We start from the raw sequence: 16528 nt of genomic DNA, 5'->3' as shown, positions 1-16528 counted from the left end.
GGAAACCCTGCGTATATGCAGTTTCAACAGCGGCGTGTCGGGCTAGGGTCCGGGGCTCCACCGGAAAAGATCGACGGGCCGCGCGCCCGTTTTTTTGTGCCCGATTCATGGGTAGAGAACCTGATGACAAACGACCTGATAGCCAAAGCTGCCATCGATCGGCGACTGGCCGAGATCATTACCCCCGTGATCGAGGATCTGGGGTATGAGCTGGTCCGTGTCCGCCTGATGAGCGGCAAACAGACCACGCTGCAAATCATGGCCGACAAGCCCGATGGCGGTATCGAAGTGGATGATTGCGCCGAGATTTCAAACGCGGTCAGCGCCACGCTGGATGTCGAGGATCCGATCCTTGACGCCTATACATTGGAAGTGTCCAGCCCCGGTATCGACCGCCCTCTGACCCGTCTCAAGGATTTTGAGACGTTCGAGGGGTATGAGGCCAAGATCGAAACCGCCGAGCTGATCGACGGCCGCCGCCGCTTCAAGGGTGAGTTGGCCGGGATCGAAGGGGAAGAGGTTCTGATCAACATTCCCGAGGGGTCAGAAACGATCACCATCGGTCTGCAGTTCGACTGGCTGAGCGACGCCAAGCTGGTCCTGACCGACGACCTGATCAAGGAAATGCTGCGCCAGCGCAAGGATGCCGGTGCCCTGAACGAAAACGCTTTCGACGAGATTGAGACCGAAGGGTCCGAAGAGGAGACGAACTGATGGCAATCACCTCAGCCAACCAGCTGGAGCTGCTGCAGACCGCCGAGGCCGTGGCCCGCGAAAAAATGATCGACCCCGGTCTGGTTGTCGAAGCGATGGAAGAATCGCTCGCCCGTGCCGCCAAGAGCCGCTACGGCGCGGAAATGGACATCCGCGTGTCGATCGACCGCAAGACCGGTAAGGCGACCTTCACTCGCGTCCGCACTGTTGTCGAAGATGACGAGCTGGAAAACTATCAGGCCGAGTTCACCGTCGAGCAGGCCAAACAGTATATGGAAGACCCGCAAGTCGGTGACGTCTTCGCTGAAGAAGTGCCGCCGGTTGAAATGGGCCGTATCGCGGCGCAGTCGGCGAAACAGGTGATTCTGCAAAAAGTCCGCGAGGCCGAGCGGGATCGTCAGTACGAGGAGTTCAAGGATCGCGCGGGCACAATCATCAACGGTGCCGTGAAACGCGAAGAGTTCGGCAATGTCATCGTCGATCTGGGCGGTGCCGAGGCCGTTCTGCGCCGCAACGACAAGATCGGCCGCGAAAGCTATCGCCCGAACGATCGTGTACGCGCCTATATCAAGGAAGTCCGCCGCGAGGTTCGCGGGCACCAGATCTTCCTGTCGCGTACCGCGCCGGAATTCATGGCTGAGCTGTTCAAGATGGAAGTGCCGGAAATCTATGACGGCATCATCGAGGTCAAGGCCGTGGCCCGTGACCCCGGTTCGCGCGCGAAGATTGCGGTGATTTCCTATGACGGCTCAATTGATCCCGTCGGTGCCTGCGTAGGTATGCGCGGCAGCCGCGTGCAGGCCGTTGTGAATGAGCTGCAGGGCGAAAAGATCGACATCATCCCGTGGAACGAGGACCAGCCGACTTTCCTGGTGAACGCGCTGCAACCCGCCGAGGTTTCCAAGGTGGTTCTGGACGAAGAAGCCGGTAAAATCGAGGTTGTGGTCCCCGAGGAACAGCTGTCGCTCGCCATTGGCCGCCGTGGTCAGAACGTGCGTCTCGCAAGCCAGCTGACTGGTCTGGACATCGACATCATGACCGAGGCCGAAGAGTCGGCGCGTCGTCAGAAGGAATTCGAAGCCCGCACCAAGCTGTTCATGGAAAGCCTGGATCTGGACGAGTTCTTTGCCCAGTTGCTGGTCTCAGAGGGTTTCACCAACCTCGAAGAGGTTGCCTATGTCGAGATCGACGAGCTGCTGGTCATTGACGGTGTTGACGAAGGCACCGCGCAGGAACTGCAAACCCGCGCGCGGGAATTCCTGGAAGCACAGGCCAAGGCTGCGCTGGATGCTGCCCGCGCCCTGGGCGCCGAGGACAGCCTTATTGAATTCGAAGGCCTGACACCCCAGATGGTTGAGGCGCTGGCCAAGGACGATGTGAAGACACTGGAAGACTTCGCGACCTGCGCGGACTGGGAACTGGCCGGTGGCTGGACCACGGTCGATGGCGAACGCATCAAGGATGACGGTGTTCTGGAGCCTTTCGGCGTCACGCTGGAAGAAGCACAGGATCTGGTCATGACGGCCCGCATCATGCTGGGTTGGGTTGACCCGGCCGAACTGGAACAGGCCGAAGAAGACAGTGAAATTGCAGACGAGGAGGCCGAGGCCTGATTTCAGGCCTCGGGTGGCGTGAATGGGTCGCGGTGGCGTCCATAAAGACCGGTCCGAAGGACCTGAACGCAAGTGCATCGCCACGGGCGAAGTTCAGCCTAAATATGGGTTGATACGCTTTGTGACGGGGCCGGACGGTCAGGTCTATCCGGATGTCGCGGCGAAACTGCCGGGACGTGGGGTCTATGTGGCGGCGGATCGCGCCGCACTGGACCGGGCCGTGGGCAAGAAACTGTTTGCACGCGGGTTCAAGGCTCAGGTGACCATACCGCAGGATCTGGCGGATGAGGTCGAGCGGCAGATTTCGCGCCGGGTGATTGAACTGCTGAGCTTGGCCCGCAAGTCCGGCGATGCGGTCGCCGGCTACGAAAAGGTCAAGACGTGGCTGGACCGGGAAGAGGCCCAGGTACTGATTCAGGCCACCGATGGATCGGGGCGCGGCAAGTCGAAACTGAGCACGCCGCATTTTGGAAAATACATCGGTTGGCTGACGGCGGACGAGTTGGGACAGGCATTTGGGCGCCAAACCGTGATTCATGCGGCTCTGGCCTCTGGCGGACTCGCCAAACGTGTTGTAGAGGAAGCGCAGCGCCTGCGTGGCTTGCGCGAAACGGATGACGGCGGCAAGGGCCGCTCGGAAGGGTAAGAAGCTTTATGAGCGATAGTGACGGCAAAAAGACATTGGGTCTTCGTGGCGGGGCACGCCCCGGAAATGTGAAACAGAGTTTCAGCCACGGACGCACCAAGAATGTCGTGGTGGAAACCAAACGCAAACGCGTGGTGGTCCCCAAGCCGGGTGCCAGCAAGCCAGGTGGCGGCGCTGCGCCGTCGGGTGATCCTTCACGTCGTCCGGCCGGCATCTCGGATGCCGAAATGGCGCGCCGCATGAAGGCATTGCAGGCCGCCAAGGCGCGCGAAGCCGACGAGGCTGCTGCCCGCGAGGCGGAAGAAAAGGCGCGTGAAGAAGAACGCGCCCGCCGCCGTGCCGAGCAAGAGGCCAAGGAACGCGAACAGCGTGAGGCCGAAGAACGTGCGCGCCAGAAGGCAGAAGACGAAGAGCGCAAGCGCAAAGAGGCGGAAGAAGCCGCCAAACGCGCCGCTGAGGCCCCGACCCCCGAAGAACCCAAGGCGGCCCGCAGCCCGGCCAGCAAGCCTGCGCCAGCGGCGACTCCGCGCAAGCAGGATCGCGAACGCGAACAACGTGGTCGCGGCAAAGGGCGTGACGACAACCGCAGGTCCGGCAAGCTGACACTGGGTCAGGCCACCGGTGGCGAAGGTAACCGTCAGCGCTCGATGGCGTCGATGAAGCGCAAGCAGGAGCGTGCGCGTCAGAAAGCCATGGGCGGCCCGGTCGAGCGCGAAAAGGTGATCCGCGACGTACAGTTGCCCGAAGCGATCATGGTTTCGGAACTGGCGAACCGTATGGCCGAGCGCGTGGCCGATGTAGTAAAATCCCTTATGCAGATGGGCATGATGGTGACGCAGAACCAGACCATCGACGCCGATACAGCCGAGCTGATCATCGAAGAGTTCGGCCACAAGGTCACCCGTGTTTCCGATTCGGATGTCGAGGACGTCATCAAAGAGGTCGAAGACAGCGAAAAAGATCTGCAACCGCGCCCGCCGGTCATTACGATCATGGGTCACGTTGACCACGGTAAGACCTCGCTGCTGGACGCGATCCGCGATGCGCGGGTCGTCGCAGGCGAGGCCGGTGGCATCACCCAGCATATCGGCGCCTATCAGGTCGAAACTGATGGCGGCACCACGCTGACCTTCCTGGATACGCCGGGCCACGCGGCCTTTACCTCGATGCGCTCGCGCGGTGCCCAGGTCACGGATATCGTGGTTCTGGTGGTTGCGGCCGATGACGCGGTGATGCCGCAGACGATCGAGGCGATCAACCACGCCAAGGCGGCCGAAGTGCCGATGATCGTGGCGATCAACAAGATCGACAAACCGGACGCGAACCCGGACAAGGTCCGCACCGACCTGCTGCAACACGAAGTGATCGTCGAGAAGATGTCGGGTGAAGTTCAGGACGTCGAAGTGTCGGCCATCACCGGTCAGGGCCTGGACGAACTGCTGGAGGCCATCGCGCTGCAAGCCGAGATTCTGGAACTGAAAGCCAACCCCGACCGCGCCGCCCAGGGCGCCGTGATCGAGGCGCAGCTGGATGTGGGCCGTGGTCCTGTGGCCACTGTTCTGGTTCAGAACGGCACGCTGCGTCAGGGCGATATCTTCGTTGTGGGTGAACAGTACGGCAAGGTCCGTGCGCTGATCAACGACAAGGGCGAACGCGTCAAGGAAGCTGGCCCCTCGGTTCCGGTCGAAGTCCTGGGCCTCAATGGTACGCCCGAGGCCGGTGACGTTCTGAACGTGACCGAGACCGAAGCACAGGCCCGTGAGATCGCAGCCTACCGCGAACAAGCCGCCAAGGACAAACGCGCCGCCGCCGGTGCAGCGACCACCCTTGAGCAGCTGATGCAGAAAGCCAAGGAAGACGAGAACGTGGCCGAGTTGCCGATCCTCGTCAAAGCCGACGTGCAGGGTTCTGCCGAAGCCATTGTTCAGGCGATGGAGAAGATCGGAAACGACGAAGTGCGCGTGCGTGTACTGCACTCGGGCGTTGGTGCGATTACCGAGACGGATGTCGGCTTGGCTGAAGCCTCCGGCGCGCCGGTCTTTGGTTTCAACGTACGTGCCAACGCGTCAGCCCGGAATACGGCGAACCAGAAGGGTGTTGAGATCCGCTATTATTCTGTGATCTATGACCTCGTTGATGACGTGAAAGCGGCCGCATCGGGTCTGCTGAGCGCCGAAATTCGCGAGAAGTTCATCGGCTACGCCGAGATTCGCGAAGTCTTCAAGGTCACCGGTGTTGGCAAGGTTGCTGGCTGTCTGGTCACCGAAGGTGTTGCCCGTCGTTCCGCAGGCGTCCGTCTACTGCGCGACAACGTGGTGATCCACGAAGGCACGCTGAAGACGCTGAAGCGCTTCAAGGACGAAGTGGCCGAAGTCCAGTCGGGTCAGGAATGTGGTATGGCATTCGAGAACTACGATGACATCCGCCAAGGCGACGTCATCGAAATCTTCGAACGCGAAGAAGTTACCCGCACGCTGGACTGATCCAGACACAATCAGACAAAGAAAAACAGCGGCTCATTCGGGCCGCTGTTTTCGTTTTGTCACTTCAGGTCCAGTCCAGCACCACTTTGCCGGATTGACCGGATTTCATGGCCTCAAACCCTTTGGCGAAATCGTCGACGTTGAACCGATGAGTGATAACCCGGCTGACATCTAGGCCGTTCTGAAGCATGGCTATCATCTTGTACCAGGTCTCGAACATCTCGCGGCCATAGACGCCTTTGATGGTGATCGCCTTGAACACGATGCGCGACCAGTCGACCGGGGATTTGCCGGGCGGGATACCCAGAAGGGCAATCTTGCCGCCCATCACCAGCGCTTCGACCATCTGATCCAGCGCGGCTTGTGAGCCTGACATCTCCAGGCCCACATCGAACCCCTGTTGCATTCCAAGCGCAGCGATAACGTCTTTCAGGTCTTCGCGACTGACATCGACGGCGCGCACTGTGGGTACGACATGTTCGGCAAGCTTCAAACGATCCGGGTTGATATCGGTGATCACCACATGCCGTGCCCCGGCATGACGGGCGACCGCAGCAGCCATGATGCCAATGGGACCCGCTCCGGTAATCAGAACATCCTCTCCCAGCAAATCAAAGCTGAGCGCCGTGTGCACCGCATTGCCGAGCGGATCAAGGATCGCTCCGATTTCATCCGGGACGTCGTCCGGCAAGGGCACAACGTTAAAGGCGGGCAGCTTCAGGTATTGGGCAAACGCCCCCTGTTCGTTTACCCCGATGCCGCGCGTGCCGGGGTCGAGGTGAAACTTGCCTGCGCGGCTCTGTCGGCTGTCGGTCCCGATCAGATGCCCTTCCCCCGAGCACCGCTGGCCAACCTCAAGACCCGTCACGTTGCGTCCGATCTCAACAATCTCTCCGGCAAACTCGTGGCCGGTGATCATCGGCACCGGAACAGTATGCGCGGCCCATTCATCCCAGTTCCAGATATGAATATCGGTGCCGCAGATACCGGTCTTGTTGATCCTGATCAGCACCTCATCAGGGCCGATTTCCGGCACTGGAGCCCGCACCATCCAAAGCCCTTCCTCGGGCCTGGACTTCTCGAGCGCCTTCATTGTGTTGGGTCGCATCAGATCACTCCCAGCTCCTTGCCGACCTTACCGAAGGCCGCCAGTGCGCTGTCCAGTTCGTCCCTTGTCAAGGCCGCATTCATCTGGGTTCTGATCCGCGCCTTTCCGCGTGGCACGACAGGAAAGAAGAAGCCCGAAACATAGACGCCTTCGTCAAACAGTCGTGCGGCCATGTCCTGCGCCAACTGCGCTTCTCCCAGCATCACGGGGATGATCGGGTGCTCGCCGGGCAGCAGATCAAATCCAAGCTTTTCCAGACCCGCGCGCCAGTATTTCGCATTGCCGAATAGCTGAGCGCGCAGCATGTCGCCCTGTTCGACCAGACGGATGGCTTCAAGCCCTGCGGCGACGATGGAAGGCGGCAGCGAGTTTGAGAACAGATAGGGCCGCGCCCGCTGCCGCAGCAGGTCAATCACTGGCTGCGGCCCGGCGATATAGCCGCCGATTGCCCCCCCAAGTGCCTTGCCCAGAGTTCCCGTCAGAATGTCTACGTCGACACCGAAGTGATCCGGTGTTCCGGCACCGTTCGGCCCCATGAAGCCGGTGGCGTGGCAGTCATCTACCATGACGATGGCATCGTACTTGTCCGCCAGTTCGCGAATTTTTGGCAGGTTGGCCAGATAGCCGTCCATGGAAAACACGCCATCAGTAGCGATCATGACATGCCGCGCCCCGTCCTCGCGCGCCTGTTTCAACCAGGCTTCAAGGTCGTTCATATCATTGTTCATGTAGCGATAGCGCTTCGCCTTGCACAGCCGCACGCCGTCAATGATCGACGCGTGGTTCAGACTGTCCGAGATAATGGCGTCTTCCGGGCCTAACAAAGGTTCGAACAGTCCGCCATTGGCGTCGAAACAGGCTGCAAACAGGATGGAATCGTCCTTGTTCAGGAACTTCGCCAACGCCTGTTCCAGTTCCCGATGAATATCCTGCGTACCACAGATGAAACGCACCGAAGCCATGCCGAACCCTTTAGGTCCCATCGCGTTCGTGGCAGCCTCGATCAGCGCGGGGTGATCGGCCAGACCCAGGTAATTGTTCGCACACAGGTTGATAACCTGCCTGTCGCCCACCGTAATCTCACCGCCCTGGGGCGAGGTGATCATTCGTTCGCGTTTGTACAGGCCTTCTGCTTCGATCTGCGCAAGGGTGTCCGTGATGTGGGACAGGAATGCATCTGCCATGGCGACCTCCGTTCATCTGAGTCGCGTTTCTAACATAGCGGACAATATTCCCAAATAGGGGAATTACAGTATGAAGGAAAAATTTCCGTGAAGGCGGAAATTTGCTGATGTCAGGCGTTTTTCACGATCAGGAAAACCCGTGCCGGGCCATCGGCGGAAATGGAATGCGCAATATCCGCCGCATACCGGGCGGTATCGCCTTGCTTCAGGTCCGAAACGGCGTTCCCCGAAGTGACCCGGACGGCGCCCTCCAAAACGGTTAACTGTTCCCGTGCGCCCCGCTTATGGGGCTGGCTGTTCAACGCACCGCCGTCTTCGAACTGAATATCGTAAACTTCGTGCCCACCGGCCTCTTCCGGCGGCGACAGGATGTGAATCCGGCATCGCTCGCCCATGTTATCGATACTCGGCACTTCGGTTTTCTTGAGCACCTCGATTTGATCCTTGGCTTTGGAGTCTTCCAGAAGGCCCGCAAAATCCACCTGCAGGGCGCGGGTCAGGTTCCATAGTGTCGAAATGGTCGGGCTGCTTTCGCCCCGTTCGATCTGGCTGACCATGGACCGGGAGACGCCGCTCAAGTTGGCAACCGCTTCGAGAGACAGGCCCTTGGCCCGGCGCGCCTCTTTCAGGCGGGCGGGGAGGCGTGTCAGGATATCGTCTGTGTTTTCCGTCATGACGGAATTTCATGCGCGCTGAGCGGAGCATTGTCAATTCCGTCCGTGACGGGACGTCTTGCGCGACATCATCATTCTGCGTGTGCATACTGCGGTCAAATTCAGGAGGAGTGATCCATGACCGACATCGTAATTCTCGATGGTGCTCGCACCGCGATTGGCACCTTTGGCGGGGCTCTGGCCTCGACCGCGCCGATTGATCTGGCGACCGTTGCGACCGAGGCGGCGCTGGAGCGGTCCGGTGTGGAAGGCGCGCAAATCGGGCATGTTGTGTTCGGTCATGTGATCAACACCGAGCCGCGTGACATGTATCTGTCGCGGGTCGCTGCGATGCAGGCAGGAATTCCAAACGGCACCCCCGCAATGAACGTGAACCGGCTGTGCGGGTCTGGTGCACAGGCGATCGTGTCGGCGGTACAGTCGCTGATGCTGGGCGATGCGGAATTCGCCATTGCAGGCGGCGCCGAAAGCATGTCGCGCAGCCCTTATATCATTCCGCAGGCGCGGTGGGGCGCAAAGATGGGTGATGTCACCTCGCTGGATATGATGCTGGGAGCACTGAACTGTCCGTTCGGAACCGGGCATATGGGTATCACCGCCGAGAACGTCGCGGACGAGCACCAGATCAGCCGTGAGCAGATGGACGCTTTTGCAATGACCAGCCAGACCCGCGCGGCGGAAGCGATCGAGGCGGGTTATTTCGAAAGCCAGATCGCGCCAGTGCAGGTCAAGGTCAAGCGCGACATGGTCGATTTCAAGATTGATGAGCACCCGAAAGCAACCTCGCTTGAGGCGCTGTCAGGTTTGCGACCGGTGTTCAAGAAAGACGGTCGTGTTACTGCCGGAAATGCCTCGGGTATCAATGACGGGGCAGCGGCCATGGTTCTGGCGACGGCAGACGCCGCCGAGAAAGCCGGATTGAAGCCCAGGGCGCGCGTTTTGGGATATGCCCATGCCGGGGTTCGGCCCGAAGTGATGGGGATCGGACCGGTTCCGGCGGTTCAGAATCTGCTAAAGAAGACCGGGCTGTCCACCGAAGAGTTTGATGTCATTGAAAGCAATGAGGCGTTCGCTGCGCAGGCTTTGGCTGTCAATCAGGAGCTTGGGCTGGACGCATCGAAGGTTAACCCCAACGGTGGTGCGATCGCTCTGGGCCACCCGGTGGGCGCGACCGGTGCGATCATCACTTTGAAGGCCCTCTACGAGTTGGAACGCACCGGTGGTTCCAAAGGTCTGATCACCATGTGCATAGGGGGCGGCCAGGGGATTGCCATAGCAATCGAGCGCCTTTGATCTGAGATCGGGCAGGGGGGCTGTCTGCCCCCCATCGCGCCATGGCGCGATTCCCCCCGAGGATATTTTTGGCCAGATGAAGCAGGCGGGCCGGAGTTAACCCAATACTGTAATCAAAAGCACCGCCGCCGCACCGAAAACGGCGCCGATTGCGGCGGTCAGAAGTGACGCCACGATTCCGTTGCCTTTGGTTTCTTCCTGCTGGGTCTGCGCAATCAGCGCGTTTTCAACCAATCCAGGCAGGCGTGGGCCAAACCGGGCCAGAACCATTGCTGTCTTGCCGAAGTCCCGCATAACAGCGCGCGGGCCGATTGACTGTTTGATGTAATCTTCAACCACGGGACGCGCGACCTCCCAGATGTTCATGTGGGGGTCCAGTGACCGCGCGACGCCTTCGACCACAACCATGGTGCGTTGCAGCAGGATCAGTTCCGTCCGGGTTTCCATCCCGAACCGTTCGGTTACTTCGAACAGGTAGCTCAGCAAACGCCCCATGGAGATATGGGTAGCGTCCATACCGAAGATCGGCTCTCCGACCGCGCGTAGGGCCCGGGCGAACTCGTCGACGTCCTGATTGGCGGGGACATAGCCCGCCTCGAAATGCACTTCGGCCACGCGCTTGTAGTCGCGACGGATGAAGCCGAACAGGATCTCGGCATAGACCCGGCGGGTGTATTCGTCGATATGGCCCATGATGCCATAGTCATAGGCAATGATGTCGCCGTTTGCCGCGACTTTCAGGTTTCCCTGATGCATGTCGGCATGAAAGTAGCCGTCGCGCAGGGCGTGCAGCAAAAACAGGCGCAAGACCCGCTGGGCCAGATCGTTGCGGTTATGATCCGCGGCATCCAGAGCCTCGTTGTCGCCAAGCGGGATTCCATCTGCCCAGCTGAGCGTCATCACCCGGCGTGCGGACAACGACCAAACCACGGGCGGCAGCCAGAAGCCCGCATCGTCTTTGGTGTTGGCGGCGTATTCCGAAGCAGCCGCGCTTTCCAGACGCAGGTCTAGTTCGCCGCGTACGATTCCGTCGAAATGCTCGATGACCTCCATCGGGCGCAACCGGCGCGCGCCGGGGGCAAAGAGATCAACAATGCGGGCGGCAAAATAGAAAGCGTCGACATCCTTTTTGAAGGCGCGTTCGATGCCGGGGCGAAGGACCTTGACGGCGACGTCTTCGCCCGTGCTGGTCAGTTTGGCCTTGTGAACCTGTGCGATCGAAGCGGCGGCAATCGGATCGCTGAAATCACTGAAGATTTCGGCCACCGGCTGCCCCAGTTCCCTTTCCACTTCGGCCATTGCTGCAGCGCGGGAAAAAGGGGGAAGTTTGTCCTGTAACACACGCAGCTGGCTTGCCAGTTCGTTGCCTACAACATCCGGGCGGGTCGACAGCACCTGGCCAAACTTGATGTAGGCCGGACCCAGTGCGGTCAGGGCACGCGTCGCCGGCGGCATCTTGGGATCGCCTTTGTAACCCAGCCATTGGAAGGGTTTGCCCAACGTATGCGCCAGGATGCGCACAGCACGCGGGGCTTCAAACGCATCCAGCACGACATTCATGGCACCCGTGCGCTCTAAGGTGGCGCCTGTGCGGATCAGGCGGATGATATTATGAGGGCCGCGCATAGGTCAGATCTTCCATCCGGAATGCAGCGCCGCGATGCCCATGCTCAGGTTGCGGTATTTGGCATTCTCGAATCCCGCTGCGCGGACCATGTTCAAAAAGGTTTCCTGATCCGGGAATTTGCGGATCGATTCGACCAGGTACTGATAGCTGTCGTAGTCATTGGCGATCAGCTTCCCCATGCGCGGGATGACGTTGAAACTGTAGAGATCATAGAGCTTTTGCAGCCCGTCATTGGGCAACTGGCTGAACTCCAGCACCATCAGGCGGCCACCGGGTTTGAGAACACGGAACGCTTCGTTCAACGCCTCTTGCGGGCGGGTGACGTTCCGGATTCCGAACGAGATGGTGTAGACGTCAAACGTGTTGTCCTCGAAAGGCAGTGCCATGGCATCACCGACCACCCAGTTGAGGCTGTCCGACATCTGGTCGGCTTCGGCGCGCTGGCGGCCTTCGATCAGCATCGGTTCGGTCAGATCCAGAACGGTGGCGTGGCCGTGGCCCGCGCGTTGTAGGAAGCGAAAAGAAATATCGCCCGTGCCGCCCGCCACATCCAACAGCCGCTGACCAGGGCGCGGAGCCAGCCAGTCCATCATCGCGTCTTTCCAGACACGGTGGATGCCCATTGACATGACGTCGTTCATCACGTCGTATTTCGAGGCGACCGAGTTGAACACGCCCTGTACTCGCCCGGCTTTTTCAGCCTCGCGCACGGTTTCGAACCCGAAATGTGTGGTCTTGTCGCTGTTGTCGGACATTTGCCTTGCCGTTTGTCGAATTTCGCCTCTGTTATAGGGCTCTGGAACCGGGGCACAATGCGGCCCTTTGGATTAGGAGCCGTGTAATGCCGGAATTGCCCGAGGTCGAGACAGTAAGACGCGGCCTGACCCCTGCGATGGAGGGGGTGGTGATCGAAAAGGCGGACGTGAACCGACCGGATCTGCGCTGGCCGTTTCCGGAACGCATGGCCGAGCGGCTGACGGGCCAGCGGGTTGACCGGCTGCGGCGGCGGTCCAAATACATTCTGGCCGATCTCGGCAGCGGCGAGACGCTTTTGATCCATCTGGGCATGTCCGGGCGGATGACCGTCTCGGGCGATCCGCTTGGGCAGTTCGTGCACGAGCATCCGATGCCGGCAAAACACGATCACGTCGTGTTTCACATGGCCAATGGCGCGCGGGTGACCTTCAACGACCCGCGCCGGTTCGGGGCAATGGATCTGCTGCCGACGGCCACGGCTGAGGAACACAAACTTCTGTCGGTTCTGGGGCCGGAACCCCTGGGCAATGATTTTCACGAGCAACACTTGGTCGATGCGTTTCGCGGAAAGAACACACCGGTCAAATCTGCATTGCTGGATCAGGGAATCGTTGCCGGGCTCGGCAATATTTACGTCTGCGAGGCGCTTTATCGTACCGGGGTGTCGCCACGTCGCAGGGCCAGGCAAATTTCTGCGGCGCGGGTCGCGGCGCTGGTTCCTGTTATCCGGCAGGTGCTGCAGGAGGCGATTGAGGCGGGTGGATCGTCGCTGCGGGATTTCCGCCAAGCTGATGGAGAACTTGGATATTTTCAGCACAACTTTGATGTCTATGGCCGAGAGGGCGAGCCCTGCCGGACCGAAGGTTGTGACGCCGTGATCAGGAGAATCACCCAGTCCGGTCGCTCATCCTTCTATTGTGCGCAATGCCAAAGATAGCTTGATCCAAGTTTTTCGCGTGGTAAGGAATCGTACTTGAACGGAACAACCGGAAGCTTACATCCCATGGCTTTTGAGACGATCATCGTCGAAATCGAAGACCACGTTGCCCTTATCAAGCTCAACAGACCGGACGCGATGAACGCGCTGAACACCCAGTTGATGGGTGAGCTGTACACCGCGCTGGAAGAGGCAGATGAAAACGACAAGGTGCGCTGCATCGTCATCACCGGCTCGGAAAAGGCCTTTGCCGCGGGCGCGGATATCAAAGAGATGTCCGAGATGAGCTTTGTCGATGTCTACAGTCAGAACCTGTTTGGCGACGCGAATGATCGCGTCTCGGCTATTCGTAAACCGATCATTGCTGCGGTGGCAGGATATGCGTTGGGTGGCGGCTGTGAACTGGCGATGCTGTGCGATTTCATCATTGCCGCTGATACTGCCAAGTTCGGCCAGCCCGAGATCAATTTGGGTGTCATCGCCGGTATCGGCGGCACGCAACGCCTGACCCGCTTTGTCGGCAAGTCCAAATCGATGGACATGAACCTGACCGGGCGCTTCATGGATGCGGAAGAGGCCGAGCGTTCGGGGCTGGTCAGCCGTGTTGTTCCGGCAAAAAAGCTGATCGAAGAGGCGATAGGGGCCGCGCAGAAGATCGCAGAGAAATCGCAACTGACGGCGATGGCGGCAAAAGAGGCCGTGAACCGCAGCTATGAGTTGCCACTGAGCGAGGGAATGCTGTTTGAACGGCGCGTGTTCCACTCGATGTTTGCGACAGAAGACCAGAAAGAGGGCATGGCCGCGTTTCTTGAAAAACGCGCGGCGCAGTTCCGCGACAAGTAAGCGGTGCCCTGACCAGATCGGAACAGGCGGGCCTTTGCCCGCCTTTTTCATACCTGCCTTGCGCATTAAAAGAATCGGCTTGGCAAACCTCGCCAACTTGGATAGTAAGCGCCGCTATACATGCGCGTGCGGCCCGCTCGGCCCGACTCACACTCGTGATTTCTGATCCGGTGCGGATGTTTCCGTGGCGCGCAACCCTAGATAACCGTACCGAACAAAGGTCAGAAACACATGGCTAACTCGCCTCAGGCAAAGAAACGCGCACGTCAGAACGAAAAGCGTTTCGCTGTAAACAAAGCACGCCGTTCGCGCATCCGCACCTATCTGCGCAAAGTTGAAGAAGCAATCGCATCCGGCGACAAGGACGCGGCAACCGCAGCCCTGCGCGCAGCCCAGCCCGAACTGATGCGCGGTGTCACCAAAGGTGTCTTCCACAAGAACACTGCCGCCCGCAAGATGTCGCGCCTGTCGTCGCGCGTAAAAGCACTGGGCTGACGCCGGTGCCTGACCTAGCGTCAGGTAAACAAGGCTGATCCATTTCAGAAGGCGTCGCAATGTGCGGCGCCTTTTTGCTGTTGCCGATATATCGCGCCTTCACAAAACCGAGAGATTCTTTCCGCCGGATTCCTGAGTCAATATCAGAGATTCATTGCCGCCGGCCGTTCGGTCTTGTTACCACTGTTCCAGCGATTCACTCGCTTGGGGGGACAGGCTGTCCTGGCGATCGGACTGACGGGCATCAGGAAGATCCATGGACGAATGTCGGCGACCGGTCTGGCCGGTTTGGCGATCTGCTTCGGGTCTCGGGAAACCGAGGTGCTCGGTCCTGTCTAAAATTGGAAGGTGATGCGTAACCTGGTTTTCGGGCGCGCTCCGGCTGTTGGAGCGTAGCAGTATCAGCGATGCGCAGAAAAAGAAAATCTTACCGCCGTTCTATTTGGTTCGGCGCAAGGGTGCCTTTTGCGTGAGTGAACGCCCAGAAGACCGGGTGATCCGGACAAATTCAAAAAAGGCCTGAAGGCCTATAAAGAATGGGATGCGTGAGGCGCTGAATGACACAAGAGAAATGGGGACTGCTGCGTAACAAGTTGCTGAAGGTTGTTGGCCGGAACAACTACACCACCTGGATCGAACCTCTTGAATTTCAGGAGTTGGAGGACGGTGTAGCGGTGTTTTCGGTGCCGACGAATTTCATGGGCAACTATGTGAGTCAGAATTTTGCGGATCTCATTCTCTATGAACTGAACACCTCCGGTGAACCGGTAGAGCGTCTGGCCTTTCGCGTCGCGGCCAACTCGCCCGCGCGGCCGGCAGTGGAACCCGTAACGGCAGCGCGGGAAGTGGCGGAACCCAAAAGGGTCGAACCATCTTATCAGGATGATGGCAATGGTGCCCTGGACTCGCTGCAGGCGGCACCGTTGGATGCCCGCTTCACGTTTGACAGCTTTGTGGTCGGCAAGCCCAACGAACTGGCCCATGCTGCGGCGCGCCGGGTTGCAGAAGGCGGGTCGGTTACTTTCAATCCGCTGGTCCTTTATGGCGGTGTCGGGCTGGGTAAAACGCACCTGATGCACGCTATCGCCTGGGAGCTAAAAACCAAGCGCCCTGAGTTGAATGTGCTCTATCTGTCGGCCGAACAGTTCATGTACCGCTTTGTACAGGCTCTGCGCGAGCGCCGGATGATGGATTTCAAACATCTTTTCCGGTCGGTTGATGTTCTGATGGTCGATGATGTCCAGTTCATCGCGGGCAAGGATTCAACTCAGGAAGAGTTCTTTCACACTTTCAACGCCTTGGTGGATCAGAATAAGCAGATCATCATCTCGGCCGACCGCGCCCCGGGTGAAATCAAGGATCTGGAGGATCGAGTGAAGTCGCGCCTGCAATGCGGATTGGTGGTGGACCTGCACCCCACCGACTACGAATTGCGCCTTGGCATCCTGCAGAACAAGGTTCAGCAGTACAGCAGCACATATCCGGATCTGACCATCGCGGACGGGGTTCTGGAATTCCTCGCACACCGCATCTCAACCAATGTGCGCGTGCTTGAAGGGGCTTTGACGCGTCTCTTTGCGTTTGCCTCGCTGGTTGGGCGCGAGATCGATATGGAACTGACTCAGGATTGTCTGGCCGACGTCCTGCGCGCGTCCGAGCGTAAGATCACCGTTGAAGAGATTCAGAGGAAAGTCTCGGACTACTACAACATCCGCCTGTCCGACATCATCGGTCCGAAGCGCCTGCGTTCATACGCGCGTCCGCGTCAGGTTGCGATGTATCTGTGCAAGCAGCTGACCAGCCGCTCGTTGCCCGAGATCGGCCGCCGCTTTGGCGGGCGTGACCACACCACGGTCATGCATGGCGTCAAGCGGATCGAAGAGTTGAAGCTGACCGACGGTCAGATCGCGGAAGACGTTGAAATGCTGCGGCGGTCTCTGGAAGCCTGATTTCAACCCAAGCCCTTCATCAACGCCCCGGTTCACCAGGTCCGGGGCGTAATCATGTGCGCTATTGTCCACGCCTGGCCTGGAACTGTGCTTTGGAAACCACGCGGCCCTTGACGTGTTGGGCAATCCGACCCAGAAAACCATAAAAAATCCTTGTGCCTCAGGGTGGAACCGCTAACGTGCCAGTCCCGCCCATGTCGGCACGC

The 16528-nt window shown here is 59.4% G+C and carries 14 protein-coding genes; 9 read left to right on the top strand and 5 right to left on the bottom strand.

What is annotated here, in order from left to right; genetic code table 11:
• The first annotated feature begins 123 nt into the window (after window positions 1-123).
• From rimP to infB, 4 genes are read left to right on the top strand one after another with little or no spacing between them, the layout of a single operon-like run.
• The gene (gene rimP / locus ACR3EQ_RS12440; RefSeq protein WP_170619594.1) at window positions 124-714 is read left to right on the top strand and encodes a ribosome maturation factor RimP; all 591 of its coding nucleotides are present in this window, start codon (window positions 124-126) and stop codon (window positions 712-714) included.
• Entirely contained in the window at window positions 714-2327 is a 1614-nt protein-coding gene (nusA, locus tag ACR3EQ_RS12435; RefSeq protein WP_170615497.1) for a transcription termination factor NusA, read from the top strand. Before rimP ends, nusA begins: the two co-directional genes overlap by 1 nt.
• Before the next feature lie 22 nt (window positions 2328-2349).
• Window positions 2350-2973 (top strand): RNA-binding protein, encoded by a 624-nt coding sequence (locus ACR3EQ_RS12430; protein ID WP_170615495.1) that lies wholly within the window; start codon window positions 2350-2352, stop codon window positions 2971-2973.
• 8 nt (window positions 2974-2981) lie between these two features.
• Window positions 2982-5456, top strand: coding sequence for a translation initiation factor IF-2 (gene infB / locus ACR3EQ_RS12425; protein ID WP_170619595.1), 2475 nt, complete (start codon window positions 2982-2984; stop codon window positions 5454-5456).
• Window positions 5457-5520: 64 nt separating this feature from the next.
• Here the strand turns inward: infB and tdh are convergent, their stop codons facing one another.
• The 3 genes from tdh to ACR3EQ_RS12410 form a co-directional block, all read right to left on the bottom strand.
• The gene (tdh, locus tag ACR3EQ_RS12420; protein ID WP_480491777.1) at window positions 5521-6549 is read right to left on the bottom strand and encodes an L-threonine 3-dehydrogenase; all 1029 of its coding nucleotides are present in this window, start codon (window positions 6547-6549) and stop codon (window positions 5521-5523) included.
• 14 nt (window positions 6550-6563) lie between these two features.
• Complete coding sequence (locus ACR3EQ_RS12415; RefSeq protein ID WP_321250517.1) at window positions 6564-7748, bottom strand: glycine C-acetyltransferase; 1185 nt, start codon at window positions 7746-7748, stop codon at window positions 6564-6566.
• A gap of 110 nt (window positions 7749-7858) precedes the next feature.
• Window positions 7859-8422, bottom strand: coding sequence for a helix-turn-helix domain-containing protein (locus tag ACR3EQ_RS12410; RefSeq protein WP_170615489.1), 564 nt, complete (start codon window positions 8420-8422; stop codon window positions 7859-7861).
• 117 nt (window positions 8423-8539) lie between these two features.
• Here ACR3EQ_RS12410 and ACR3EQ_RS12405 point away from each other — a divergent pair, with 117 nt between their 5' ends.
• On the top strand, window positions 8540-9715 hold the full coding sequence (locus tag ACR3EQ_RS12405; protein WP_480490794.1) for an acetyl-CoA C-acyltransferase family protein: 1176 nt from the start codon (window positions 8540-8542) through the stop codon (window positions 9713-9715).
• 96 nt (window positions 9716-9811) lie between these two features.
• On the opposite strand, the gene ubiB is transcribed toward ACR3EQ_RS12405, so the two are convergent.
• Window positions 9812-11341: a 2-polyprenylphenol 6-hydroxylase gene (gene ubiB / locus ACR3EQ_RS12400; protein WP_170615485.1), complete on the bottom strand. Its 1530-nt coding sequence runs from the start codon at window positions 11339-11341 to the stop codon at window positions 9812-9814.
• A gap of 3 nt (window positions 11342-11344) precedes the next feature.
• A complete protein-coding gene (ubiE, locus tag ACR3EQ_RS12395) occupies window positions 11345-12097 on the bottom strand; it encodes a bifunctional demethylmenaquinone methyltransferase/2-methoxy-6-polyprenyl-1,4-benzoquinol methylase UbiE (RefSeq protein WP_170615483.1) in 753 nt (250 codons plus the stop codon).
• Window positions 12098-12183: 86 nt separating this feature from the next.
• On the opposite strand from ubiE, the gene mutM reads away from it, so the two are divergent.
• The 4 genes from mutM (at window position 12184) to dnaA (ending at window position 16322) form a co-directional block, all read left to right on the top strand.
• Window positions 12184-13035 (top strand): bifunctional DNA-formamidopyrimidine glycosylase/DNA-(apurinic or apyrimidinic site) lyase, encoded by an 852-nt coding sequence (mutM, locus tag ACR3EQ_RS12390; protein WP_480490791.1) that lies wholly within the window; start codon window positions 12184-12186, stop codon window positions 13033-13035.
• 66 nt (window positions 13036-13101) lie between these two features.
• Window positions 13102-13878, top strand: a complete 777-nt coding sequence (locus tag ACR3EQ_RS12385; RefSeq protein WP_170615479.1) for an enoyl-CoA hydratase — start codon at window positions 13102-13104, stop codon at window positions 13876-13878.
• A 231-nt stretch (window positions 13879-14109) separates the two neighbouring features.
• Window positions 14110-14373 (top strand): 30S ribosomal protein S20, encoded by a 264-nt coding sequence (rpsT, locus tag ACR3EQ_RS12380; RefSeq protein ID WP_170575014.1) that lies wholly within the window; start codon window positions 14110-14112, stop codon window positions 14371-14373.
• Between the two features lie 557 nt (window positions 14374-14930).
• Window positions 14931-16322: a chromosomal replication initiator protein DnaA gene (gene dnaA / locus ACR3EQ_RS12375; protein WP_170615477.1), complete on the top strand. Its 1392-nt coding sequence runs from the start codon at window positions 14931-14933 to the stop codon at window positions 16320-16322.
• Window positions 16323-16528: the final 206 nt, after the last annotated feature.

The sequence above is a fragment of the Ruegeria sp. AN11 genome (assembly GCF_056536005.1).
The sequence above is the reverse complement of the archived record's forward strand: the minus strand, read 5'-3'. Positions and strand labels throughout refer to the sequence as shown.